This window comes from Luteolibacter sp. Y139, assembly GCF_038066715.1.
In the GTDB taxonomy this organism is placed as follows: Bacteria; Verrucomicrobiota; Verrucomicrobiia; order Verrucomicrobiales; family Akkermansiaceae; genus Haloferula; species Haloferula soli.
In genome coordinates this window covers 146,900-171,137 of the sequence record NZ_JBBUKT010000001.1, presented here as the reverse complement: position 1 = coordinate 171,137, position 24,238 = coordinate 146,900, and the positions used below count along the sequence as shown (strand labels likewise).

The following is a 24,238-nucleotide window of genomic DNA, read 5'->3' as shown; positions in this document are numbered from 1 at the left end:
ACCGGGTGGTTAAAATTTCTCCGGCCGGATCATGGCCGTGAACAGGTAGGCAAGGAGGCCGAGGGCGATGAGCCCGACGATGATGGTTTCCATGGGATCAGAGGCGTTCGCAGAAATTGGCGTAGAGGAAGGCGAGGACGAAGAAGGCCCCGGCCACGCTCAGGTAAATCGCGTCGTTCATACGAAGCCATGGTCCCACGGATCCGGAATCCGGGGAGTCAAAGTCCCGGCCAGAGGCGTCAAGAAAGCGTCAAAGCCGCAAAGAGGCTCCGAGGTTCGTGGGGGGAGGAACTCCGCCCATCCCGCATACCACCCGCCTAGTGATTCGACTGCTCCCGCCTGCGCTCGACGGCGGAGCGCTTCTGGAGGTCATAGGGCGTGCCGCAGTACATGCAGCGGAAGCGATTGAGAAAAAGGATGCCGAGCACGGCGGTGGTGCCGTAGTTGAACGGACGCAGGCGATAGGCCTTGGCGTGTTTTGCGGCGCCGCTGTCGAGAAGCGAAGAGCCCTTGCACAGCGGGCAACGGGCGGAGCGCCGACGGAGGTAGGAGATCAGCCAGCTTACGGCGACGGCGATGGCCGAGGCGATCAGCGGCTTCGCCATCGTCATCGGCTCGGGGTGAAGAAACAGGATCACCGCGCAGGTGATGAAGGCGATGATGCAAAGATAATGGAGCAGCGTGAAGAAGATCGCGCGCTGGAACGGTCGCTTGTCATGAATGGAGCGAGCGCGGCTGACGGAATCGGCAACGGGGCGGCTAGGCATGCGTAGGGTGGGCGCGGCAGGCAGACCGGATGGGAAATGTGTCTGCTAGGTGACAAGAGCACGTCCGGTGCCCCATCACCCGATTTCCCGTGTCAGCGGAAAAGTTATCGGAAAAGAATAGGAATCAGCAGGATGGCGAGGATGTTCACCACCTTGATCATGGGATTCACGGCGGGTCCGGCGGTGTCCTTGTAGGGGTCGCCCACGGTGTCGCCGGTCACGCTGGCGGCGTGGGCGGGCGAGCCCTTGCCGCCGTGGTTCCCGTCCTCGACGTATTTCTTGGCATTGTCCCAGGCACCGCCGGAGGAAGTCATGGCGATGCCGATGAAGAGGCCGGTCACGATGGTGCCGACTAAGAGCCCGCCGAGGAAGTAGGGGCCATGCTCAGGGATGATGGCGACAGCCACCACGAAGATCAGCGGCAGCAGAGCGGGGAGGATCATCTGGCGAAGCGCAGCCTTGGTCACGATGTCCACGCACTGCCGGTAGTCGGGAGTGTCCTTGCCAGTAAGGATGCCGGGGAAGGCCTCGATCTGGCGGCGGACTTCCCTCACTACGGCACCGGCGGCACTTCCGACGGCGTCCATGGCGTAGGCGGTGAAGGAGAAGGGGAGCAGGCCGCCGATGAAGAGGCCGATCATCACCCGCGGGTCCATCAGGTCGAACACGAAGTCATGGCCGAGGTGGGCCTTGAGCTCCTCGACGTAGGAGCCGAAGAGCACCATGGCGGCGAGACCAGCGGAAGCGATGGCGTAGCCCTTGGTGACGGCCTTCATGGTGTTGCCCACGGCATCGAGTTCGTCGGTGATCTTGCGGACGGAGGGATCGAGACCGCTCATCACGGCGATGCCGCCGGCGTTGTCGGTGATGGGGCCGAAGGCATCGAGCGAGATGATGATGCCGGAGAGGCTAAGCATGCTGACGACTGCGATGGCGATGCCGTAGAGGCCGGCCTGCGTGTAGCACATCCAGATGGAGGCGGCGATGCAGAGCACGGGCAAGACGGTGGCGTGGTGGCCGGTGCTGATACCGGCGATGATGTTCGTCGCGTGGCCGGTATTGCAGGCTTCGGCGATACGCCTCACCGGTCGGTGTGCGGTGGAAGTGTAGTAATTCGTGATCATCACCGTGGCGAAGGTCAGGACGATGCCGACCAGCACGCAGGTGAAGAGAGCGGATGCTTCGACCAGCTTGCCCGTGCCCGAGAACGCGATGGCCTGCGGGAACATGGAATCCGTGACTGGCTTCAAGAGCGCGGCGGAAACGATGCCGCTGATGACCACTCCGCCGACCAAGGCCTTGGTGGGGGAGATGCGCACGACATTGACGAAGGCGATGCCTAACAGCGCGCCGATGATCGATACGCCGCAAATGACGAAGGGATAAATCAGGGCTGCCTCCGACGCGCCATGGGTAGTAAGGAAAGCGACCAGCACGGCTCCGATGAGGCTCACTGCATAGGTTTCGAAAACGTCCGCGGCCATGCCGGCACAGTCGCCGACATTGTCGCCTACGTTGTCCGCGATGGTGGCGGGATTGCGCGGGTCGTCTTCCTGAAGGTTCTGCTCGATCTTGCCAACGAGGTCCGCGCCGACGTCGGCAGCTTTCGTATAGATCCCGCCGCCGAGCCGGGCGAAAACGCTGATCAACGAGCTGCCGAGGGCGAGGCCGATCAGCGAGTTGATGGCGATCTTCACCTCGCCGCTGTATTCGAGTACGATCTTGTAGAAGAGGCCCACCGAAAGCAGGCCGAGTCCGACTACGAGGAGCCCGGTGACCGCGCCGCCATTGAAGGCAACTCGCAGGGCAGCGTGAGGGCTTTCCGAGGCAGCCTGCGCGGTGCGGACGTTGGCGCGGACAGCGATCATCATGCCGATGTAGCCTGCGGCGAGGGAACACACGGCGCCCAGCACGAAGCCGAGAGCTGTATAGGTGTCCCGAAGATAGCCGATGGCGATGACAAGCAGCACCGCGATCACCGAAATGGTGAGCACCTGACGATGAAGATAGGCTTTGGCCCCTTCCTGCACGGCTCCGGCAATCTCGGCCATGCGGTCATTTCCTGCCGAGCAGGAATTGACCATCCGGATCAGGAGAAATGCGCCCGCCAGTCCGACGGCACCGAGAGTGAGGGAGGTGGCTATGCCGTGTTCGGTTAGAAAACTCTGCATCGGAGAAAGATCCGGGTATGGGTTCGTCTCGTAACTTGGAGCATCTGTTCTAACTGACAAGCTTGAAACGGTTCGAAAGAGCCTCGTGCACGGAATTTCTTGAGCCTGATGCCGGTGCTTTTCGCCCGGCCGGATGTATGACAACGAAAAGCCCGCCAAGGCATTGGCGGGCTTCCGGAGATCATGGAGAGGTCGATTTCTCGTTTCGCGAACCTTACTTCCCCGGAGGGTTCCAGCCGGGGTATTTCTTCTCGCGCTCCAGGCGGTATTTCTCCGCGTCCGCAGCATCGCCCTTCTTCTTGAGAGCTTCTTCGAGTTTCCAAAGCACCTCGGGCTTCAACTGGCGATCATCATCGCTGAGGAATACCGCCACGGCGACGTATTCATTCACCGCCGCGGCCGGGTCGTTCTTCTTCATCAGGATATCGCCCTTGGTGATGCGGATGCCCGCATTGACGCGACCTTCGGGACGGAGCAGCTGGCATTCTTCGACGACCTGCAGTGCATCATCGAGCTTGTTCAGCGCGAACAGGGCCTTGGCCTTGTCCAAGAGGCCATCGGTCTTCCAGCTGGGATTCTCTTCGACCTCGAGGGCGTTGTTGATCGCTGGCAGCGCAGCCTCCGCCTTGTGGGCGGCGAGCAGGGCCTTGCCAAAATTCCGCCAGATTTCCTTCGGCGTGGTGCGTGGGTCATCCTGATCCGCGACCAGATCGTAGAAGCGGGCGGCCTGTTCGAAGCGATTCGAGCTGAAGGCCTGCATGGCCGCCCACGAGATCAGCTGGTCAGGCAGGGAGACGACATTCTGCTCCTCGATGGCGCGGTCCACCTCGGCGCAGACGGCTTCCGGATTCTGGAGCGACCAGTGGGCGAGCGCGAGCAGGGTGCCGGCGTTCTTGCCATAGGTCTTCGAGTCCAGCTTGCGGGCTGCCTCGGCATAGGGGACGGCGTCCTTCACGCGCTCGGTTTTGACGAGACCCCAGGCGAGCCAGTAGTTGGCCTTCGCCTTGCGGGTGTCGGCGGCCTTCGGGAACGTTTCGAGGAAGGCCCGATAGCGGGTGATCATGTCGTCCAGCTTGCCCTCCTGCTTGCAGATGTCCGCGGACTCGATGAGGGCGAGCATGCGGGACTCGTCATCGGTTTGCTGGCCACGGACCTTGTCGTAGTCCGCCAGCGCCTTGTTTGGCTCGCCAGCGTCGCGATACGCCCCGGCCCGCAGGAGCAGGGCGGAACCGGCGCGCTTGTCGTCCGGGAACGAGGTGATGAAGTCGCTCAAGGAGCGGACGGCTCCCTGCGGGTCTTCGGAGAGGAGCTGGCAGCGGGCGCGGTTGTAGAGGTAGCCCTTGCGGTTCTCGGTTGAGAGCAGGGAGCCATCGATCTCGTTGTAAACTTTGGCAGCGTCTGCCGCCTTCTTGTCGCTGAGAAGGGTCTCCGCCTTCATGAGGAGGGCGGAGTGGATCTTCGGATCGCGCGGGCGATTCTTCTGATAGAGCTGCAGGAAGGCGTCCACCTGCTCTGGCACGTGGTGGCCCTCGATCCGGAAGAAGCAGAGCAGCCGCAGGTAGTTCGCCTCGAAGGCGAAGCTGTTGTTCGGCAGCATCATCTTCTCGACCTCGCGGAACACTTCCAGGGCCTCGACGTTCTTATCGAGTTCCATGTAGGAGCGGCCGGCCAGCATGAGGCGCAGGGCTTCTTGTTCGCCCTGAGCTTTTTCCGCGCTCTGGCGGTAGACTTGGATCACGTCCGCGTATGCCTTGCGGTCGAAGCGCGTCTTCATCAGCGCGATCTGGGCGTCCGGGCGGAATTTCTCCAGGCCGGGGGTATCGAGTGCCATTCGCAGGTACTTGTCCGAGAGTTCAGCGTTGCCTTGCTTGGCGGCGATGGCACCGGCTTCGATGGCGGCGGGGCCGCGCAGGTCGGGAGTGGCGGTGCGGGACATCACCACCTTGTCGAGCAGCGGAAGTGCTTCATCGAGCTTCTCGGCGCGTGAGAGCAGGCGGCCGAGGTAGAGCTGGCTCTTTTCGATGAAGAGGTTCGGCTTGTCCGGGTCATCGATGACCTTGCGGTAGTAGTCCATGGCCTCGCGGGTGCGGCCGTGGAGTTCGTAGGAGAAACCTGCGTGGAAGAGCGCGCGCTGGCGATCCGCTGGAGACTGTGCCGCCGCGGCCATCTTCTCGAACAGCGGGGCTGCGAGCGCATACTGGCGGTTGTTGAAATGATCCACCGCCAGCATGAAGGCGGCGGCAGAGGCGTATTTGCCCTTGGGGAAGTTGCGAAGGACGTTGTTGTAGCAACGCTTGGCGTCCTCGATGCGGCCGGCCTTGAAATAGCTTTCGCCGAGATACCACTGCGCGGCTTCCGCGTTGGCGTGGTTGGGGAACTGGTTGAGGTAGCGCGAGAAGACGTCGATGGCGCGCTCGAAGCCGGCGACGCGCTGGTCCAGATCGGTGGCGCGCTTGGCGGCCTCATAGAGGTTCCGGCCGTGCTGGTAAAAGTCCTCGCCGGGATCGGCGTTCAGCGAAGGATCGACCGGCTCGGCACGCGGCGGCTGCGGAGCAGGCTCCTGGGCTTGCACGGTGCCTGCGGCGATCAGGCAGAGGACGGTTCGGATGTTCACCACGGCGCGGAGCATCGCGTGGTTTACGGTCTTTGCCAAGGCGGGGTTTTCACCGCCGGGCCGGCCTTTTGGCCCTATTTTTCCGACTTCCGCTGGGTGGCGAAGGAAATGTTCCAGATGCCCGCTTTCTGGCAGGTGTCGATGACCTCGACGATGGTCTGGTACTCGCACTTGGCGTCGCCGCGCAGCCTGATCGGCTGGTTCTTGTGGAGGGCGGCGATGGCGGAGAGCTTCTCCTTGAGCTGGGCCTGGGTCATCGTCTGGCCTTCCACGACGACCTCGCCGGTGGCGCGGACGTTGACGATGATCTCGCCGAGGGCGCGCTTCGAGTCCGCGCCTTCCTGGGCGCTGGGGACGGAGACCTTCATGTCCTGCTCGGAGCGCTGGAACTCGAAGCTGACGAGGAAGAAGATCAGCAACTGGAAGACGACGTCCAGCATCGGCGCGAGCTGGAGCTCGGCCGGGGGCATCTTGTGGTTGCGGAATTTCATCGGGCGGGGCGCGGATCAATCAGATGCCGTGGAGGTCCGGGCGGTCATCGCCCAGAGGAGACGGCGTCGGCATCGCGAAATCCTCGCCGCGGGAGACCCGGCGGCTGGGGGTTCCGCCCTGGGCAGGCTGGGTATTGTGGCGGTCCACCTGGGCTCTCAGGATGGCCATCAAATGGGTGGCGGCCCCTTCGAGATCCGAAATGAGCTTCTGCACCTTGCCGCGGAAAAACGCGTAGAAAATCAGCGCAGGCAGGGCGATCGCCAGACCCGAGGCGGTGGCGATCAACGCTTCCGACACCCCGCCGGCGAAGGCCATCTGGCGGGCCCCCTGGAAGCCGCCATCCGAGACCTGGATGAACGACCGGATCATCCCGATGACCGTGCCGAGCAGTCCGATCATCGGCGCGATGGCCCCGATGTCGGCGAGGTAGGAGACGCGGGTGGTGAGCATGCTGGCCTGGCGCGAGCCCTCGGCCTCGGCGACGTCGCGGACCTCGGAGAAGGTGGCTCCGCTATTCCGGGTCATGAACTCCAGGGCCCGCTCGGTGATCTGGGAGATGCACTCGTTGCGGCGCTTGCAGTAGCCGATCAGGCCGAGGAAATCATTCCGGCGGATGAGGGCCTCCGCCTGGTTCATGAAGCGGTCGCTGACCACGGCATTGCGGCGCAGGATCATCATGTAGAGGAGGATCAGCACCACGGTCAGCACCGAGAGGACGGCCAGCGCGGGCATCATGACGCCGCCCGCCTTGAAGACCTGCATAAAGTCCATTTCCTGCTTCGGCGGCGTGGCGGACGCTTCTTGCGCCCAAGCCGGCAGGCCGGCCATGGCGAACAGGACCGCCCCGAGAATCTTCGTGTGCCGGATCATGAAAGTTCGCGGAGCTTAACGGCCAGCCCGGGGGACGCAAGCACGGCGGGGCGGAGTTGGCGGTTGCGGAATTCTCGGGTGGATGTCCATTTCGGGGCGTGGCCGCGGCGGGATTGAAGGAAAAGCTCCGGGAAGTTCCCCATCAGCCGGGCGTGTACCTGATGAAGGACCGCCTCGGCTCGATCATCTATGTCGGCAAGGCGCGCGATCTACGGAAGCGGATGTCCTCGTATTTCCTCGCGTCCCGGAAAACCCGGGCCGACCTGAAAACCCGGGCGCTGATCGACACGATCGCCGACTTCGAGTTCCACACGGTCCGGAACGAGGCCGAGTCGCTGCTGCTGGAAGGGAAGCTGATCAAGGACTACCGGCCCCGCTACAATGTCGCTTTCCGGGACGACAAGCGGTTCCTGCTGGTGAAGGTCCAGCCGTCCGAGCCGTGGCCGCGGTTCGTGCTGACCCGGATGAAAAAGGACGATGGGGCGCGTTACTTTGGGCCCTTCGCCCACTCCGGGGCGCTGCGGGCGACGATTTCGTGGATCAACCGGAAGTTCGGGCTGCGTGCGTGCCGGCCGCTGAATCCGGGTGAGAATGACTACAAGCACTGCAACGCGGACATCATCCGGAACTGCTCGGCGCCGTGTATCCTGCGGATCACCCGGGATGCCTACCTGGCCCGGATCGATGAGGCATGCCTGGTGCTGGAGGGTAGGGGACGGCGTGAGATTTTCTCCGATCTCGAGGCCGACATGGCGAAGGCGGCGGAGCGGCTCGATTTCGAGAAGGCGGCGCTGCTCCGGGACGTGGTCGACAATCTCCGGAAGACGCTCAATCCGACCCGGCAGTTCACCCGGGGGCGCGGGGTGCCGACGACGGTGAAGCCGACGGAGGACTTGGCTGATTTGGGCGAAGCGCTGGGCCTGCAAGGGCCGCCGCGGGTGATGGAGTGCTTCGATATTTCCAACGTCTCTTCGAATCACATTGTGGCCTCGATGGTGCGCTTCACCAATGGCGCGCCGGACAATCAGAACTATCGGCGTTACCGGATCCGGACGGTGGAGGGGCAGGATGACTTCGCCTCGATGGCGGAGGTGATTCGCAGGCGATACTCACGGATTCTGGGAGAGAACTATTCCGCCAATCCCGATCTCGCAGAGTCGCAGGAGGATCCGGTGGAGATCCAGCGTCGTTTGGCGAAGGAGGGTCGGGCGAAGATCGTGCTGCCGGATCTGGTGATCGTGGACGGTGGCAAGGGGCAGCTTTCCTCGGCGATGCGGGAGCTCCAACAGTTAGGTTTGCACGACTTGCCGGTGATTGGCTTGGCCAAGCAGCGGGAAGAGGTCTTCTTCCCCGGGGAGAGCGACCCGCTGCTCATTCCGCATGATCGTGGTGCGTTGAAGCTTCTCCAGCGTATTCGGGATGAGGCTCACCGCTTTGCCAACGGGTACAACGCGCTGCTCTACCGGCGGCGGATGAAGGAGAGCTTGTTAGACGACTGCCCTGCGGTTTCGCCGAAGAAGAAACAGGCGCTGTTGGCGAAGTTCGGCAGCGTGGATCGGATCCGGAAGGCGAGCGCGAAGGACATCGCGGCGATTCCCGGGATCTCCGAGAAGACGGCGGAGGCGATCTTGGAGTGGTTAGGGTGAATCGCCACTGCGCTGCTAGTGGTTAAGTGTCTTGTAGTAGAGGAACCCGCCTTCGTATTTCAGATACTCCTAGGTATCCTTCTCCTGGCGGACAAAAGTGGTGGCAAGATCATCCTCCGGATCCCAGCGCGCCTTTCCCTTAATGAGTTTCAAATCACGCCCGCGCTCCGCGCCCCAGCTCAACCAAGCCTTGTTATCGGTGTACTTGCGGCTCGCGGTATGTGGAGTCGCTCCCGCTTTCTTCACGATCGCCTCAAACTGTTCCTTCGTAATCTTCGCCTTCAGGCAGTAGGTCCCGTCAGGAAGAAAGCCGTCCTGATATTGGGAGCGATAGCAGACTTCCGCGTCCTTAGGCAGCCAATCCTGCGCCCGCACCGGTGCCAATGTTGCTAGGCCCAACAAGGCGAGAATTGACAGAGATCGGATCATGGTCACTGCGATTGCCGTCCTTATCTCAGATCTCGCCAGATATCCAGTTTAGCCGACAAATCGCCGGACAGAATCTTCCGCGTCGCCCCCTTTTCAAATCCACTATGAGTTCCCAAAGCGGTATGGCTCGCGACCGGGCCCGTCGGGCGGAGAGCCAGACTGGTGTCATGAGCGAGGCAGGGGAGAAGTCCCTGCCCGATAGACCCGCATCGCTACGGGACGGTAGGCATCGCGCAATTTCGCCGCTAGTACCCAAATGCGGGGTGTCCCCGATTTCTTATTGGTCGCCTCCATCGCCCTTGGTGAGGCGGCTGATGAGCTCTGCTTGGGAATGGACGCCGAAGTGGCGGAAGATGACCTTCGAGTAGCCGTGGACGGTGTTCACGCTGAGGCCCAGGTGAGCGGCGATGCGTTTCCTGCCCCAGCCTTCGCAGAGGAGGTTCATGACGGTGCGGTGGCGAGGGTAGAGGCTGGCGAGCTCGCGGGCGGGCTGATCCGGGAATGACTGGAAATGCAACCACGGCACCTCGGTGAGGATAATGTGGGCGATGCGGGCTTCCCGTTCGCTGAAGTGGGGTTCGCCGAGACGGCGGTAGACCGCCACGCCCGAGATGCCGCCACCGTCCATGGGACGCTGGGAAACCAGCAGGGTGCCGATGTCCGCTTTTTCCCAGAGCTTCCCCGCGGCGGAGTTTTCCAGATGCATGGGCGGATCCATCTGACGCAGCGTCCGCGTCAGGTGGGTGCCGCGCTCCTGTAGCTCGATGGAGGAGGGCCGGGTAACTTCCTCCATGTCCGGGTGATTCATCGCCTCGATGTAGCGGGCGAAGCGTTCGTCGTCCCAGCCGCCGTGCTCGAAGCCGATGAACGACGGGGGCTTGTCCGGATCGAATTCCGCCATGCACCAGGCCCAGCTGGTGGCATTCAGCAGCCCGCAGAGGCCGTCCATCAGGAACCGGCGCTTTTCAGAAAAGCCTCCCGGAGTCGCGATGACCTCGCCCAGCAGGCGGACGATGTCGCGCACGTCTTGCTCGGTCAGGGGGGAATCGGAAATCCGGGAATCGGCTGGCATGTGAGGTGACGACTGTCTTGGCAAAAGGGGGATTGGCCAAGCTGAAGATAGGCGTCAAGGGTGTCACAGGCATCTGCGTAAAGACCGTCTGAGGTGATTTTGGTAGGGCGGGTCTAGCCTTTGACTACCAAGCAACCGTTGACGACCCGGCCGGGGAGTGGCAGGAAGCGCGCATATGATTCCTGAGGACGACAAGGAGCCGGCCGCTGCGGTGGACGAGGATTTTTCCGACGCCGCGTCTGGCGAGCTGGATCCCTACGCCGAATTGGAGGCAGATGTGCTCAAGTGGAAGGAACTGGCGGTGCGCACCGCGGCTGACCTGGACAATTTCCGCAAGCGCTCCGCCCGCGAGCGCGAGGAGGCGATGCGCTATGCCAACCAGGGTCTGCTCGAGGACCTGCTGCCGGTGATCGATAACTTCGAGATGGGCATGCTGGCGGCGGCGCAGGACAAGAGCTCGATGATCTACATCGGCATGGACATGGTCCGCCGGCAGTTGAACGACTTCCTTTCCGCCCAAGGGGTCACGGAGATCCCGGCGGACGGCAAGACCTTCGACCCGAATGTCCACGAGGCGGTTTCGCAGGAAGACTGCGCTCCCGATCAGGACGGAAAGGTGCTGCGGGTGCATCGCCGCGGCTTCATGCTGCGCGATCGTCTGCTGCGTCCGGCGGTGGTGGTGGTGGGTAAAACCGGAGGAGAGGAAGGCTGAGACGATGGCGACGAAGCGAGACTATTACGAGATTCTCGGGGTTTCCCGCGACGCTGGTGCGGACGAGATCAAGAAGGCCTACCGCAAGCTCGCGGTGAAGTTCCACCCGGACAAGAACCCGGGTGACCATGAGGCTGAGGAGAAATTCAAGGAGCTCGGTGAGGCCTATGAGGCGCTGAGCGATGCCGACAAGCGCGCGGCCTATGACCGCTTCGGCCACGCTGCCTTCGGTGGTGGCGGCGGCGGAGGTGGTGGGGGCGGTGGCTTCCACGATCCGATGGACCTGTTCTCGCAGGTCTTTGGCAGTGCCTTCGGTGGTGGCTTCGAAGAATTTTTTGGTGGCGGACGTCGCCAGCGGACGGGCAAGCAGCGTGGCAGCGACCTGCGCTATGATCTGGAGATCACGCTGGAGGAAGCGGCGCGCGGATCGGAAAAGGAGCTTGAGATCGAGCACTACGGCCCTTGTGGCACGTGCAATTCCACCGGCTCGAAGAGTGGTGGTGGAACCAAGGCCTGCACCACTTGCGGTGGTCGCGGCGTGGTTGCCCGTCAGGCCGGTATTTTCATCCAGCAGACGACCTGCCCGGAATGCCGTGGCGCCGGTGAATCGGTGGCCGATCCCTGCGGCGCCTGTGGTGGCGACGGTCGCGTCCACAAGACGAGCCGGATCAAGATCCGCATCCCGGCTGGCGTGGAGGATGGCACTCGCCTGCGCTCCACCGGCAATGGCGACGCGGGTGTCCGCGGCGGCGCGGCTGGTGACCTCTACGTGTTCCTTCACGTGAAGGCGCATGATGTCTTCGAGCGCGAGGGCAATGATCTCTTCTGTGAGGTGCCGATGCCTTTCAGCACTGCCACGCTCGGCGGTGAGCTGGAAGTGCCGACACTGGACGGCAAGGCCTCGATCAAGATCCCGGCAGGCACCCAGGGCGGGACCCTGTTCCGCCTCCGCGACCGCGGGGTGCCGGCGCTTTCCAGCCCGAAGAAGGGCGACCTCCACGTCCGCGTGCAGGTGGAGGTGCCGACCAAGCTCAATTCGGATCAGCAGGAGAAGCTCCGCGCTTTCTCCGAGTCGATCGGCCAGCACAACTCCCCGATGCAGGAGGGCTTCTTCAAAAAGGCCCGCCGCTTCTTCGACCTCTGAGGCATGGCGCGCTTCTTCCTCGCACCGGAATGCTGGGGTGGCGCTGCCGTCCTGACCGGCGATGAGGCGAAGCATGCCGCCCAGGTCCTGCGCGCGCGCCGTGGCGACCGGATCACGGTCTTCGACGGCGCGGGGCGTTCGGCCACGGCGGAGATCCTGGATGTTTCGAAGAGCGAGATACGCCTTTCGCTCGGCGAGGTAGTTCAACGCCCGCCGCTGCGGCCGCGTATTCATCTGGCGCAGGCGGTGCCGAAGGGGAAGACGATGGATCTCATCGTCCAGAAGGCCGTGGAGCTGGGCGTTGCCTCGATCCAACCGCTGATCACCAAGCGCACGGTGGTGCAGGTGGAGGCGGATGATGCCGACCGCAAATCCTCAAAGTGGCAGCGCGTCGCGCTCGAAGCCTGCAAGCAGTGCGGGCAGGACCTGCTCCCGTTGGTGGAGCCGCCCCGTAGCTTTTCTGAATGGCTTCCGCAGTGCGGTTCCGGCCTGAGAGTCATCGCCTCGCTTTTCGACGGAGCCCGGCCGCTCCGGGAGGTCTTGCGCTCGGCCGAGTCGCCGGAAGACGTGACGCTGTTGGTGGGGCCGGAAGGAGATTTCACCCCGGAGGAAGGGGAGGCGGCGCTAGGTGGAGGATTCCACCCGGCCAGTCTGGGGGAAATCGTGCTGCGGGCGGAAACGGCGGCGTTTTTTGGGATTTCGGCCTTGCGTTACGAATTTTCACGTAGTTAGCCTGATGATCTGGGTTGATTTGAAAAAATTGACCTTTGATTGTTAGGCTTTTCTAAATATAAATCGGGGCGTGCTGTCCCCAACGACCAGATTTATCTGGCCGGTTTCCGTCGTGTTCGCGAGCTGCCTGGCCGCGAGTGCCCTGGCGGATCCGGTCCCGACGCGTGGCTTTGAGGTCGATACCTCGAACCGCAATAACGTCGTCGCCTTCTACCAGTCCGTCTTTCAGGCGTCGGAAGGCTATCGCGACCGGATCAACTGGACCGGCAACTACACGTCCACTGCTGCGGGCGCAGAAGGAACGACCTCGGCGGCTTTTGCCGGCGATGTCGAACGGCGCCTGAATTACTTCCGCGCGCTCTGCGGCGTCCCTGCCGATGTGCGCGTGAATACCGGGTTCACGGTCAATATTCAGGAAGCGGACACCTATAAGCCTGATCCTTCCACGACGAAGGCGGCGGCGGCCCAGCGCTCGGCGCTGATGATCGCGCGGACCTATCCGAACAGCGGCGGCCTCAATCACAATCCGCCGCAGAGCAACACCGCCTGGACGACTGCCGCATGGAACGCCAACAAGAACGGCAACCTGGCGCTCGGTTTCTTCGGCCCCGGGGCGGTCGATGCGTATGTGCAGGAAAACGTGGTCGGCATCTCGAATTGGAACATCGATGTCGGCCACCGCCGCTGGCTCCTGTGCCACTGGTCCACGGATTTCGCGTCCGGTGATACGCCGGGACTTTTCAGCGGGAACAGCGTGCGGCCGCCCTCGAATGCGATGTATGTGGTGCCCCGGGCGGCCGATGCGAATTTCAACATCGATCCTCTCTTCCACTCCTATCCCGCAGCCGGGTATTTCCCGGTGGAGCACAATTCTCCCTACTGGTCGCTGTCCTATCACAAGGCCGACTTCTCCGCCGCGACCGTGACGCTGCGCGACGCGGCGCTGAACGTGCTGCCGGTGAGCGTGGTCTCGCGCCGGAGTGGCTTCGGCGACAATTCGATCGTGTGGCAAGTGCCGGCCTCGGCGGCGATCTTCTCGGTCACCGGCGATACCACCTTCCACGTCACGGTTTCAGGAATCCAGGGTGAGAATGTGCCGACGGTGCACAGCTATGATGTCACGTTGTTCGATCCGCAGCGCTTGAACCAAAGCGGAGTGGTCACCGGGCAGAGTTCGCCACTCGCAGCGGGATCGACCTATCAGGTCAGTGGCCTGGAAGGCGTGGAGCAGGTCGAAGCCGGCATGTTCCAGCGCAAGGCAGCGACTTGGGTCGAAGGCGCGGAAGACAGCCCGGCTCCGAAGGTCATCGCGAAGGCCAGCTCGACGTATCCCTTTCTCGCTGCGGTAGCAGGCTTTGCGAAGAGCGGGACGAAGGCATTCCATCTCACCTTTCCCACGCGCTACGATCCGATGATCAATGGCGTGCCGCAGCAGTCCTTCGAGCTCGATCGCGAGATCGTGCCGGGCACGGGCAGCGCGCTGACCTTCCAGTATCGCCGCGGGTTGATGACTCCGGCGACGAAGCTCGCCGTCGAGAGCTCCGTTGATGGCGGCCTCACGTGGTCCAATCTCACCACGATTTCCGGTGGCGGCGGCACCTCGGACGCGGCGTTCCAGGCTTCATCGCTGCCGCTGCCTTCGGCGGGCTCGCCGTTGCGCGTGCGCTTCCGTTTCTACCTTTCGGATCCGACTTCGTCCCTCTATGCGCATGAAGATTACCCGACGGCAGCGACGGGAATCTTCATCGATGACATTGGCGTGAGCGCTGGCGATTGGTTGGAGCCGTGGGGCACGGTGAAGGCTTCGGGCCTTACTTCGTTCGCCTTCAATTCCACCACCGCCGGGACCTCGATCGGCTCCGGGACGTGGTGGCTGCGTGCCCGTGCCTACCTCGGTGGAAAGGCTTTCCCGTGGGGTGCGGCAAAGGTCGTCACGCCACGCGGCCAGTTTGAACTCAGTGGCAGCACGACGCCGCCGGTGAGCGGTGCCAACTACAATTTCCTCGGCGATCCAGCGGCGACTTCCTATCGCTTCGAAGTCTCGGCCCCGGGTGCGGGTGCGTGGACGGAGGGCGCGGAGACCGCACCGCCGCCGCAGATTATCGCGCAGACTTCGCCCGCGTATACGGTGCTCAGCACCCTCACTGGCTTCCGGAAGAGCGGCGCCCGTTCGTTCCGGCTCGGTCTCGCCACGCTGACCGATCCCGAAGATTTCTTCATGGTGGAGCGCGATGCTACCCCCAGCGCCACCAGTGCCTTGGAATTTTGGACTCGTCGCGGGCCGATGGCAGTGACGAATCGCTTGCACGTCGAGCTCTCGACCGACGGTGGTAATACTTGGACCTCGATCTGGAATTTGCCGGGCACCAAGAAGGCCGACAAAGCGATGACGCGGCAGAGCGTGTCGCTGTCCGCGTGGGCGGGCACGGCGGTGAAATTCCGCTTCGCGCTTCGCAACGCCGGCGGCAACAACCTCAAGTGGAACGCCAGCAAATCCGGTGTGTGGGTAGATGATATCACCGTGACGAATCCCTCTCCAGTGCTGTGGTCGAAGGAGACGACGATTGCGGCCGGTGCCACCACCGTCACCCTGAACGAGGTCATTGCCGGTCGTCCGCTGGTCGTTGGACAGACGGTCCAGATTCGCCTGCGTCCGATGTATGGCGCGACGGCTGGTGCCTGGGGCCCGGCATTGCTGGTCACGCCCTCGGCCTTGTCCGCGTCGCTCACTGGCTTCGCTGCCTATCAGGCCTACGAGTATCCTTCGCAATCGCTGGCATTCGATGCGGATAGCGATGGTGACGGGATGGTCGATGGAATCGAGTATGCCTTCTCCACGGATCCCACTCGGCCCTCGGTGGCTGCCGACTCGATCGCGATCACAGTCGAGCGGATGGAAATCTCCCGCGACCTGCCCACCGAGCGCGCGGACGTGAACTACAATGCCGAGTGGTCCGATGATCTAACCACGTGGTCCAGCGAGGGCGTGGATGTGCGCATCGAAGGCGGCAAGATCATTGCTTCCGCTCCGATTGGCGGTCCGTCGCGTGTGATGCGCTGGGTGGTGCTGCAGAAGTGAGATGAAACCCGCTCAACGCTGGCACTTCGGGCACCAGTAGGTGGAGCGCTGGCCCATGACGGCGTGTTGGATTGGCGTGCTGCACACGCGGCACGGTTCACCTTTCCGTTCGTAGACGAAGAGCGACTGGCTGAAGTAGCCGGGCTCGCCGTCGGAGTTCAGGAAATCGCGGAGGGTGGTGCCGCCTTGTTCGATGGATTCGGCGAGGACCTTGCGGATGGCGTTCACCAGCTTCGTAAGGCGCGGCTTGGTTACGCGGGAGGCGGGTGTGGCTGGAAGGATCCCGGCGCGGAAGAGGGCTTCGCTGGCGTAGATGTTGCCGACGCCGACCACGACCTTCGGGTCCATGATGGCGAGCTTGATCGCAACATTCCGGCTGGCGCAGGCCTTCGCGAGATGGGCGGTGGTGAAGTCGTCGTCGAGAGGTTCCGGTCCCAAGCCGCGGAGGAGGGGATGTTCCAGGGGATCGCCTTCGGGCAAGTGCAGGTAGATGCCGAAGCGTCGGGGATCGTGAAAACGAAGCTGTTTTCCGGAGTCGAGGGTCAGCGCGACGTGGTCGTGTTTCTTGAAATCCGCTGATGGATCGGAGAACCGCAGGCTGCCGGACATGCCGAGGTGGATCAGCAGGGAGCCGCCGCGTTTCACGTCCAGAATCAGGTATTTCGCCCGCCGGCGGATGGCGGTGAAACGGTCGCCAACGATGGAATCGAGTGATTCCGAGACCGGTTGCCGCAGCCCGCGGTGGCGGACGATGACCTCTGTCACGCGTCGTCCGACAAGATGGGGTTCGACCCCGCGGCGGGTGGTTTCGACTTCGGGCAGCTCTGGCATGCGGCCCCATTTTAGCCGGGGAAGCGGTGCGTCCACGGCAAAAGTCGTTCTGCTGCCTTGAAATCTGGCGCGGGTTCCCCAACGTATCACGCTCATGGACCGCGAAGCCTTCGCATTGCCGGACGGCAACCTCTTTTCCGCATGGGATCTCCGCTTCGGAGATTGGGAGCGGCGTCGCGAGAGCCGGCCCTCATTTGTCCACTTGCCCGATGGCAGCGTGAAATCCGGCTCGGTCAGCTACACCACGGAGTCAGCGCCGATCCGCTTTTGCACTTCGAACGGACCGCTTTCGACTGGGGTGACCGGTCAGCTTTCCTCCGGCGACGACCGGTTTTATCAGGTGACGGTGGTCGCCATCGAGTGGAAGTCGGACCACCTCTGTGTCAGTGGCAAGGCGGTCCGGAATTTCGACTTTTCCGTGCCTCAGTGAACCTGCCTAGGCTCGGCGCACGATGATCGCGCCGGAGCACTTCGGGTCGGATGACTCCATGAAATACGTCCTGCTTGGAGAGGACGAAAGCAGCACGGAAGAGAAGCTTTCCGGTTACACGGGCGTGGTGGCCTGGAGCTACCTTCGTCCGCATTGTGAGAACGGGGTGCTGTATTTCGTGGACCCTACCCTGGAGCTGACCGAGGTGGGTGCGGCGATTTCGCATAACCAGTCGGCGAAGGTGGAGGCGTGGTTGAAGGCTGGAGACCTCGTGAAGATGGGCGAGGTCCATGCGGCGCAGTGGGAGAAGGAGGCACCGGAGTTTGAGGCGCTGGTGGTGTCGCCGTTCGTGCTGTGTCGGCCGGTGGTTTAGGGGGCGCTTCCGTAGCGGAACAACTCCGTTGTTCCGGCTGGGGCGGCTTGCAGGGCGATCCGCAAGTAGCGATTCGTTGCGGAGCGCGAGAAGCCGGAATGGCGCAGCCATTCCGCTACGAAGCTAGGGATCTCCGAGAACTGCTTCTACCGCACACGGAGTGTGCGGACCACGATGGGGGCACTACTGGCCTTTCACGAGGAACACGATCTCGCCTTTGGGCGGGTGGACTTGGAAGTGCGCGAACAACTCGGCGGCGGTGCCGCGGTGATAGGTTTCGAACTTCTTCGTCAGCTCGCGCGCCACGCAGCAGGGTGCCTCCGGAAGTTTTTCCGACAATAGCTCCAGCGTTGAGAGCAGGCGGTGAGGGGACTCGAAAAAGATGCTGGTGCCTTCGGTGACGAGTGACTCTTCCAGCACGGACAAGCGCTTGCCCTTTTTGATGGGGAGGAAGCCGAGGAAGCGGAAGGCGTGGACCGGGAAGCCGGAGCCGACGAGGGCGGTGAGCACGGCCGAGGGGCCGGGCAGCACTTCGAAAGGGATGCCTTGTTCGATGCATGCCTGCACCACGCGGTAGCCGGGGTCGGAGACGGCGGGCATGCCGGCGTCCGTCACGATGGCGACTGTTTCTCCACCGCGCACGGCATCGAGCAACTCTGGTAGACGTCGTACTTCGTTGTGATCGTGCAGTGACACCAGCGGCTTGCCGGTGATGCCGAGCTTTGAAAGCAGCGGCGCGGAGTGGCGCGTGTCTTCGCAGGCGATGCGGTTCGCCTCCTTCAGCACCTCGATCGCCCGCAGCGTGATGTCACCCATGTTGCCGATGGGCGTGGGGACGAGGACGAAGCGGCCGGAGGACATTGAGTGGATGGAGCGGTGGTGGATGGCCGCCGCTACAGAAGGCTTAGAAGCCGTTCGACAGGCGCGAGATCATCGCTTCGCTGGCGCGCTCGAGTGCGTCCGGGAGGGCGTTGGTGCGCGAGGTCTGGAGATTCGAGTCGACGAAGAAGCGGCTGGTGCCGGTGGAGCTGCCGGAGGCGAGCACCTTCGTGCGGTCGCGGGGGTCGGTCAGTTTCCAGTTCAGGATCACCGTGTTCTGGAGTTCTTCCGGGCGCAGGGTATCGAGGCGGGTGCTGCGCAGCGGCGTGTACTGGATTTCGTGGACCGTGCCTTCCAGTACGGCGTCCGCCTTCTCGAAGGAAGTGATGCGATAGGTTCCGTCGAGCACGATGGCCTCCGTGGCGGCGCTGGTGGCCAGCGCTTCGGCGCGCGGGTGCAGCGTGTCATTGTGGAACATCGGCACGTTGACGTTGTGGATGTCGCGGAGGATTGCCGGCTTCGCTCCACCGAGCTGATAGCCGGCGCAGGATGTGAAAGCGAGGGCGGAGAGAAGCAGGAGCGAGCGCATGGCGGGGCAGGCAGCGGGTGTTAGTTTCCGAGCGCGGCCAGACGGGCCTTCGCCTTGTCGTGAAGATCGCCGGACTTGGTCTTGCTGACGACTTCCTCGTAGTAGAAGCGGGCCGAGCCGGTATCTCCCTTGCGTTCGTAAAACTGGGCGACGTTGAAGGATTGCTGGACGTCCTGTCCGCCGAGGTTCGACATGAGCTGGCGGGCTTCACCATTCTTCGAGTGGCCGGGATACTGGCGGAGGTAGTCTTGGAAGGCCTCGCGAGCGCGCTCCAGATTCGCCTGGTCCTGATTGCCGTGGCGGGCTTCTTCCATCAGCACCTTACCGATGCGGAACTGTGCTTCCGGAGCTTCCTTGCTGTCCGGGAAATCGATGACCACCTCGCGATAGGCTGCGATCGCCTTGGTCGGGCCGCTGGAGCCGCCCTGGCTTTCCCAGACCTGGCCAATGGTGTACTGAGCCTTCGATGCCTGCGGCGAGCGCGGGGCATTCTGGCGGACCTTGGCGAGCATCTCGGTGATCTTGTCGGGGGAGATGCCGGACTTGAGGCCGAGGAAGCTGGTCTTCACCTGGCCATCCGCGGCGGACTGGGCCATGGCGGCCTGACGGTTCAGCGCCTTTTCGTAGAGATTGCTCGAATTGTAGCGGCTGATGAAATCCTGATAGGCGTCGAAGGATTCACGGATCTTGCCGTTTTGCTCCAACAGCTCGGCCTGGCGGAAACGTGCTTCCGGGGCCTTTTGGGCGATCGGCATGGTATCGGCGAGCTCGTCGTAGAGCTTGATCGCCTTGTCGCGCTTGCCGGCGCTTTCCGCAGACTGGGCCTGGCTGTAGAGAGCCCCCGCGCGGTCGTTGTTGGCGGAGGTGCTGCCGACGAGCGGCGGGAGATCGGCATCGTCGCCGCAGGAGGCGAGCAGGACGGCGAGAGCGGGCAAAGCGAGGCGAGAGATTCGCATGGCAGGGAAACTAGGAAGTCGGGGGACGGGGCGGAAAGCGAAATTCACGCGGCGTTCAGGAGCCGCCGAGTTCGGCAGAGCGGCGGGCGGCGGTGGTCACCGCCTCGATGAAGGCAGAGCGCATGCCGTGTTTCTCCAGTTCGGCGATCCCGGCGATGGTGGTGCCGCCGGGGGAGGTGACCTGATCCTTGAGCGCGCCGGGGTGGATGCCGGTTTCCAGCACCATGGCGGCGGCACCTAACACGGTCTGGGCGGCGAGCTTGATGGCCTCCGCCCGTGGCAGGCCGGCGCGCACGCCGCCGTCCGCCATGGCCTCGATCATCACGTAGACGAAAGCCGGGCCGCTGCCGGAGAGGCCGGTGACGGCGTCCATCAGGGATTCCGGCAGCTCGACGGCTAATCCGACCGAGCCGAGCAGGAGCTTGGCCGTTTCCGCGTCTGCGGCGGTGGCGGCCTTGCCCCGGCAATAGGCGGCGGCGCCTTTTCCGACGAGCGCGGGGGTATTCGGCATGCAGCGGATCACCCGCACGCCAGCTGGCACGCGCGCTTCCAGCCAAGCGGTGCTGAGGCCGGCGGCCACGGAAATCACCAGCGCCTCGCCTGCCGGGATGGCGCCCAGCGCGGCTTCGGCCTGATTCGGCTTGGTGCAGAGGAGGTAAGTGTCGGCATTCAGGGCGGAAATGGATTCCGCGAAGGTCGCTCCGGTGGTGGTGGCGAAGGTCTTGGCGGCCTCCGGGTAGGCATCGCAGCCGCTCACCTTCGCCGCCGGGACGGCTCCCGAGCGGATCGCTCCTTCCACGAGGGCACTGCCCATTTTTCCACAGCCGATGACGCCGAGTTTCATGCCGGGGCAGAGTAGGGCGGGGGAGTCGGGGCGCGCGAGCGTCATTTCGGGCATGGATTTCCGAGAGCTACGCCGGTTTGCCCCGGCTCCTAGGTGGGTGGAGGCATGCTGGCGTCCTACCCGGTGGCTCGGCGTCGCCGGGAAGCGCTAGCGGATCAGTTCCCCGCCGGATCTCGTGACGTGGACGCCGCAGCCAGCTGTCATCGACTGCCTCGCCACGGGGCCGATGACGCAGGGGGTGACGGTTGGATCCGCGGCCAAGGTGTTCTTCCGAGTGGTGGTGGAACCGTGACGTAGGTGGTAGTGCTCACAGTCCGGCAATTCGCGTGCATTCTCAGTCCGACCCGGATCCCGGCGATTCGAGGAGCAGCTGGCGCCCCTCGTCAATCGAGACAGTTCCGTGGTCAGCGACAGAAATTTCGTATCGTGATCGTCTTTTGTTCAGGGCGAGCTTCAGCAGCGCTTTCGCTTCCGCTTCAAGTCCGTATTTGGTGGGTAACTTATACCATGATCCTAGGTAATCGGAATATTTGATGGAAAGTTTGCCGGCTGCACGTTCGACAAGGAAGTTTATGCCCCACGGAGGGGATGGGTAGTAAACCTTGGATTGTTTATCGCGAACGATCCTCTTGGCGACTTGATAGATACGCCTTCGCAGTTCTTCACCCTCTGGCGAGAGATCGGGTTCAAGCAGCGATGTATGAAGCTTGTGCCACCGTTCGAACTTCTTTTGCAGGGAAGGAAGACCGGTTCGCTTTGGCTTGCCGCTCACTCCAGGGACGCGAAAAACCTGTTCCTCTTCGTAGTCGAAAGCGAACACGCCGGAGCGCTGGACATTGATTCCCTTCAGGAAGTTGTCGAAGTCGGTCGCGAGGACCTCCTGTCTGCCGTATCCGGCGATATGAATCACCGCAGGCCCGGCGGCTTTTGGTCCTTCCGAATGATACCAGAGAGCGACAATTCCAAAATCTTCGCTTAACCTGAGGAACGGGACGACTTGTTCAAGAGCGGATCGTTTGAGGTCGTAGTCGTAGAGGTTGTCCCACTGGATCGGAACCGGGGGCTTCGCGCGAACGAAGTCGTCAAACCTGGAAGGTAATGCCAGTCCCTGCGGGACGTGGCTGCGGATCCGGGCGAGGCTGGGCTTCATATCAATGTCCGGGCCTTAACATCCATTGGTGGAGGGAGGAAGTGTGAACCTTGTCCACTGTGCCCGAGCGCTGTCTTTTGCCTGGAGATACCGATATTCGGCAGTATTCCGAGAGAGAGCCGAATTTGAGCGGCAGGCGGGAGGACGCCGTGATTTTCCTTGAGACCGTCCGGGCGCGGCACATCGTCGGCGCATGCGTTATCTGCTGCTGGCTCTTGCGGTTTCGGTCGGGCTCTCCGCTGCGGCGGAGGAGAAGAAAGTCCCGGCTGCGGAGAAGGAGAAGGCAGTGGCAGGGGACAAGGAGAAGAAAGTCCCGGCGGCGGAGGAGGGAAAAGAGGTGCCGAGCGTGGACAAGGTGATTTCCGAGCGGCTGAAGGACCTGCCAGAGCCATCTCCCGTGGCGATCCCGAAGGGGCTGATGATGGCGGTGACCACCATCGATCCGGCGGCGCAGAAGCATGTGCTGGATGGCATGGCGAATCTCCACGGCGGGTGGGACTTCGAGGCTTACCGGCATTTCTGCGCGGCGCTGAAGCTGGATCCAGAGTGCCTGATGGCTCACTGGGGCGTGGTGGTCTCGCTGATCAATCCGGAGCCGGATCTGCTCGACGAGCGGGAGGCCGCGCTGCAGCGGATGGTGTCGCTGGTGAATGCGAATGTGGGCACCGAACTGGAGCAGTCGTATGCCTACGCGATCTCGGTCTTTTTTGAGAAGGGTGCAGCGATGGCTTCGGACGCCTTCCGCAAGGTGTCAGAAAAGTTTCCGAACGACCCGCAGCTCAAGCTGCTGATGGCGGCCTTCGGTCGCTCCGGCTACGATGACAATGGCAAGCCGAATCCCGATCAGGAGAAGGCGGAGGCATTGATCGATGAGATGCTGACCCGCGATCCGGATCATCCGCTCTACCTCTATGCCTACCTGACCATTCGTGCGGAGGCACCGGACTTGCGAGGCGATCTGGTGCGGGCGCGGCGGCTGTGCCAGCTGGCGCCGGGCTACGCGCCGTTCCTGCATTTGTTAGGTCACTATGAATTGCGCAATGGCAATGCGGCCCAGGCAGCGGAGGCCTTTGCCCGCTCGGCGGAACTTTATCGCGGATGGATGCAGGCGAACAAGCTGGGCCATGCCGATTGCCCGGGCTGGGTGAAGGCGGAGTGCTACCGGACGGCGGCGCTGGCTTCCAAGGGCGACTACGCCAATGCCCTGGCCGCGGCGAAAGCGGTGGCGGCGATCGAGGTGAAGCCGGAGCGCTCCAATAGCGAGGGTGGCCAACTGGTGATGTGGGAAGGCCGCACGCTGGCCGCGCGCCTGCTGATGCGCCGCGGATTGCCGGGTGATGCGGCATTGGCGCTGAGCACGCTGCCGGATCCCGAAAAGCAGAAGGTCTATGGCAAGATCAGCCATGCCGTGTGGTTCTATCAAGGACTCGCGTGTGCGCTTGAGGCGCGGAAGGCGCTTGAGGAAGGCAAGCTGGAAGAGGCACGGAAGATCATTGATGCGCTGACGGTGCACGGCGACCAGATGAGCAAGACCCGGCAGGCAGCGAGTGCAGCCGGCGAGCGTTCGTCATGGGCCCGCGGCTACACCGCGCTCGAGATTGCGGCCAGCGAGTTGCGCGGTGCGATGGCGATGGCGGGTGGCAAGGAAAGCATGGTCTCCGCCTTCAACTGGTATCGCGCCGCGCTCGACCGCCAGACGCCGCCGACGATGCTGATGCCGCCGATCGCCCTGCTGCCGATGGAGGCGCGACTGGCCGAGTACTATCTGGCCCGCGGGGAGAACCAGCCCGCGATCGACATCCTCGTGGAAGCACAGGGCAAGCACACTCACGATGTGGAGATCCTCACGCGCCTTCAGAAGGCGATGGAGAAGTCAGGAGAGAAGGAGCAAGCGAAGCTCATCCGCGAGCAGATCGAGAGGGTGAAGTCCGAGTAAGCGGAGCGCCGTCGGGCCTAGCCGAACTAACGGGCCTGTTCCGGCTTTCGCCGCTGCTTTTCAATCCAGGCGAGGAAGCCCAGCGAGACGAGCAGTCCCGTGCCGTAGCATGCCAGTTGGATGCTCTGGCTGATCAGCATCGGCTCGGTCAGGTCCGGATAGATGTCTTCGGGAAACAGCGGCTGCTTCGTCTTCCATGCCCATGCCCCGGCGGCCAAGCCCACGGCTTCGGTCGCAAGGAGCAGCCATGGGACGATCTTGAGCATCCGCGTTGGAGCGACCTTTGGGCGACGGCCAGCCCGGCCAAGGAACAGGGCGACGAGTCCCAATCCCAGGCCGGGGCCGATCGAGGCGCGGAATGCCCAGGCCAAGGCGAGCAGGGTGAGATCAGTGATGCCCCACAGAGGCGGATGATAGACGGTGAAATGCTCCGGCGAGATCCGGATGAGATATTGGTCGTGAAGGACGCAGTAGACGAAGACCTCCACCCAGATGCCGAAGACGATGGCATAGGTCACGGAGCGTTTTTCTTGAAGCAAGGGCATGGGCGTCGGCTGGGCCACTCTCATGGCTGAAAGCGGA

General features: G+C 63.1%; 23 protein-coding genes. 8 read left to right on the top strand and 15 right to left on the bottom strand.

Annotated elements, in window-relative coordinates; all coding sequences use genetic code 11:
- Positions 1 to 9 precede the first annotated feature (9 nt).
- From kdpF to WKV53_RS00710, 6 genes are all read right to left on the bottom strand, one after another.
- On the bottom strand, positions 10 to 93 hold the full coding sequence (gene kdpF, locus WKV53_RS28595) for a K(+)-transporting ATPase subunit F (protein ID WP_345789632.1): 84 nt from the start codon (positions 91 to 93) through the stop codon (positions 10 to 12).
- 224 nt (positions 94 to 317) lie between these two features.
- The gene (locus WKV53_RS00730) at positions 318 to 767 is read right to left on the bottom strand and encodes a hypothetical protein (RefSeq protein ID WP_341402356.1); all 450 of its coding nucleotides are present in this window, start codon (positions 765 to 767) and stop codon (positions 318 to 320) included.
- Positions 768 to 871: 104 nt separating this feature from the next.
- Complete coding sequence (locus WKV53_RS00725) at positions 872 to 2,938, bottom strand: sodium-translocating pyrophosphatase (RefSeq protein ID WP_341402355.1); 2,067 nt, start codon at positions 2,936 to 2,938, stop codon at positions 872 to 874.
- A 214-nt stretch (positions 2,939 to 3,152) separates the two neighbouring features.
- Positions 3,153 to 5,567 carry a tetratricopeptide repeat protein gene (locus tag WKV53_RS00720; protein ID WP_341402354.1) on the bottom strand — a complete coding sequence of 805 codons (2,415 nt, stop codon included), beginning with the start codon at positions 5,565 to 5,567 and terminating at the stop codon, positions 3,153 to 3,155.
- 59 nt (positions 5,568 to 5,626) lie between these two features.
- Positions 5,627 to 6,043 (bottom strand): ExbD/TolR family protein, encoded by a 417-nt coding sequence (locus WKV53_RS00715; protein ID WP_341402352.1) that lies wholly within the window; start codon positions 6,041 to 6,043, stop codon positions 5,627 to 5,629.
- A gap of 19 nt (positions 6,044 to 6,062) precedes the next feature.
- Positions 6,063 to 6,914 (bottom strand): MotA/TolQ/ExbB proton channel family protein, encoded by an 852-nt coding sequence (locus WKV53_RS00710; RefSeq protein WP_341402351.1) that lies wholly within the window; start codon positions 6,912 to 6,914, stop codon positions 6,063 to 6,065.
- A gap of 98 nt (positions 6,915 to 7,012) precedes the next feature.
- Here WKV53_RS00710 and WKV53_RS00705 point away from each other — a divergent pair, with 98 nt between their 5' ends.
- Entirely contained in the window at positions 7,013 to 8,560 is a 1,548-nt protein-coding gene (locus WKV53_RS00705; protein WP_341402350.1) for an excinuclease ABC subunit UvrC, read from the top strand.
- A gap of 69 nt (positions 8,561 to 8,629) precedes the next feature.
- Here the strand turns inward: WKV53_RS00705 and WKV53_RS00700 are convergent, their stop codons facing one another.
- Both WKV53_RS00700 and WKV53_RS00695 read right to left on the bottom strand, forming a co-directional pair.
- Entirely contained in the window at positions 8,630 to 8,989 is a 360-nt protein-coding gene (locus WKV53_RS00700; protein ID WP_341402348.1) for a hypothetical protein, read from the bottom strand.
- A 277-nt stretch (positions 8,990 to 9,266) separates the two neighbouring features.
- Complete coding sequence (locus WKV53_RS00695) at positions 9,267 to 10,061, bottom strand: helix-turn-helix transcriptional regulator (protein ID WP_341402346.1); 795 nt, start codon at positions 10,059 to 10,061, stop codon at positions 9,267 to 9,269.
- Positions 10,062 to 10,236: 175 nt separating this feature from the next.
- On the opposite strand from WKV53_RS00695, the gene grpE reads away from it, so the two are divergent.
- The 4 genes from grpE (at position 10,237) to WKV53_RS00675 (ending at position 15,728) form a co-directional block, all read left to right on the top strand.
- Positions 10,237 to 10,773 (top strand): nucleotide exchange factor GrpE, encoded by a 537-nt coding sequence (gene grpE, locus WKV53_RS00690; protein WP_341402345.1) that lies wholly within the window; start codon positions 10,237 to 10,239, stop codon positions 10,771 to 10,773.
- 4 nt (positions 10,774 to 10,777) lie between these two features.
- Positions 10,778 to 11,917: a molecular chaperone DnaJ gene (dnaJ, locus tag WKV53_RS00685; protein WP_341402343.1), complete on the top strand. Its 1,140-nt coding sequence runs from the start codon at positions 10,778 to 10,780 to the stop codon at positions 11,915 to 11,917.
- 3 nt (positions 11,918 to 11,920) lie between these two features.
- On the top strand, positions 11,921 to 12,649 hold the full coding sequence (locus WKV53_RS00680; protein WP_341402342.1) for a 16S rRNA (uracil(1498)-N(3))-methyltransferase: 729 nt from the start codon (positions 11,921 to 11,923) through the stop codon (positions 12,647 to 12,649).
- Between the two features lie 112 nt (positions 12,650 to 12,761).
- Positions 12,762 to 15,728 carry a hypothetical protein gene (locus WKV53_RS00675; protein WP_341402341.1) on the top strand — a complete coding sequence of 989 codons (2,967 nt, stop codon included), beginning with the start codon at positions 12,762 to 12,764 and terminating at the stop codon, positions 15,726 to 15,728.
- A gap of 12 nt (positions 15,729 to 15,740) precedes the next feature.
- Here the strand turns inward: WKV53_RS00675 and mutM are convergent, their stop codons facing one another.
- Entirely contained in the window at positions 15,741 to 16,559 is an 819-nt protein-coding gene (mutM, locus tag WKV53_RS00670) for a bifunctional DNA-formamidopyrimidine glycosylase/DNA-(apurinic or apyrimidinic site) lyase (RefSeq protein ID WP_341402340.1), read from the bottom strand.
- A 94-nt stretch (positions 16,560 to 16,653) separates the two neighbouring features.
- Between mutM and WKV53_RS00665 the strand changes: the two genes are divergently transcribed.
- Together WKV53_RS00665 and WKV53_RS00660 are read left to right on the top strand one after the other, a co-directional pair.
- Positions 16,654 to 16,989 (top strand): hypothetical protein, encoded by a 336-nt coding sequence (locus tag WKV53_RS00665; protein WP_341402339.1) that lies wholly within the window; start codon positions 16,654 to 16,656, stop codon positions 16,987 to 16,989.
- 58 nt (positions 16,990 to 17,047) lie between these two features.
- Positions 17,048 to 17,362, top strand: coding sequence for a DUF2288 family protein (locus WKV53_RS00660; RefSeq protein ID WP_341402338.1), 315 nt, complete (start codon positions 17,048 to 17,050; stop codon positions 17,360 to 17,362).
- 183 nt (positions 17,363 to 17,545) lie between these two features.
- On the opposite strand, the gene rsmI is transcribed toward WKV53_RS00660, so the two are convergent.
- The 5 genes from rsmI to WKV53_RS00635 form a co-directional block, all read right to left on the bottom strand.
- Positions 17,546 to 18,223: a 16S rRNA (cytidine(1402)-2'-O)-methyltransferase gene (gene rsmI, locus WKV53_RS00655; RefSeq protein WP_341402336.1), complete on the bottom strand. Its 678-nt coding sequence runs from the start codon at positions 18,221 to 18,223 to the stop codon at positions 17,546 to 17,548.
- 43 nt (positions 18,224 to 18,266) lie between these two features.
- Complete coding sequence (gene lptE, locus WKV53_RS00650) at positions 18,267 to 18,770, bottom strand: LPS assembly lipoprotein LptE (protein WP_341402335.1); 504 nt, start codon at positions 18,768 to 18,770, stop codon at positions 18,267 to 18,269.
- A 20-nt stretch (positions 18,771 to 18,790) separates the two neighbouring features.
- On the bottom strand, positions 18,791 to 19,726 hold the full coding sequence (locus WKV53_RS00645) for a tetratricopeptide repeat protein (RefSeq protein WP_341402334.1): 936 nt from the start codon (positions 19,724 to 19,726) through the stop codon (positions 18,791 to 18,793).
- Positions 19,727 to 19,781: 55 nt separating this feature from the next.
- Complete coding sequence (proC, locus tag WKV53_RS00640; protein ID WP_341402333.1) at positions 19,782 to 20,570, bottom strand: pyrroline-5-carboxylate reductase; 789 nt, start codon at positions 20,568 to 20,570, stop codon at positions 19,782 to 19,784.
- Between the two features lie 334 nt (positions 20,571 to 20,904).
- Positions 20,905 to 21,720, bottom strand: a complete 816-nt coding sequence (locus WKV53_RS00635; protein ID WP_341402331.1) for a hypothetical protein — start codon at positions 21,718 to 21,720, stop codon at positions 20,905 to 20,907.
- Between the two features lie 193 nt (positions 21,721 to 21,913).
- Between WKV53_RS00635 and WKV53_RS00630 the strand changes: the two genes are divergently transcribed.
- The gene (locus tag WKV53_RS00630) at positions 21,914 to 23,656 is read left to right on the top strand and encodes a tetratricopeptide repeat protein (protein ID WP_341402330.1); all 1,743 of its coding nucleotides are present in this window, start codon (positions 21,914 to 21,916) and stop codon (positions 23,654 to 23,656) included.
- 26 nt (positions 23,657 to 23,682) lie between these two features.
- Here the strand turns inward: WKV53_RS00630 and WKV53_RS00625 are convergent, their stop codons facing one another.
- The gene (locus WKV53_RS00625) at positions 23,683 to 24,201 is read right to left on the bottom strand and encodes a hypothetical protein (protein ID WP_341402329.1); all 519 of its coding nucleotides are present in this window, start codon (positions 24,199 to 24,201) and stop codon (positions 23,683 to 23,685) included.
- Between the last annotated feature and the right edge of the window lie 37 nt (positions 24,202 to 24,238).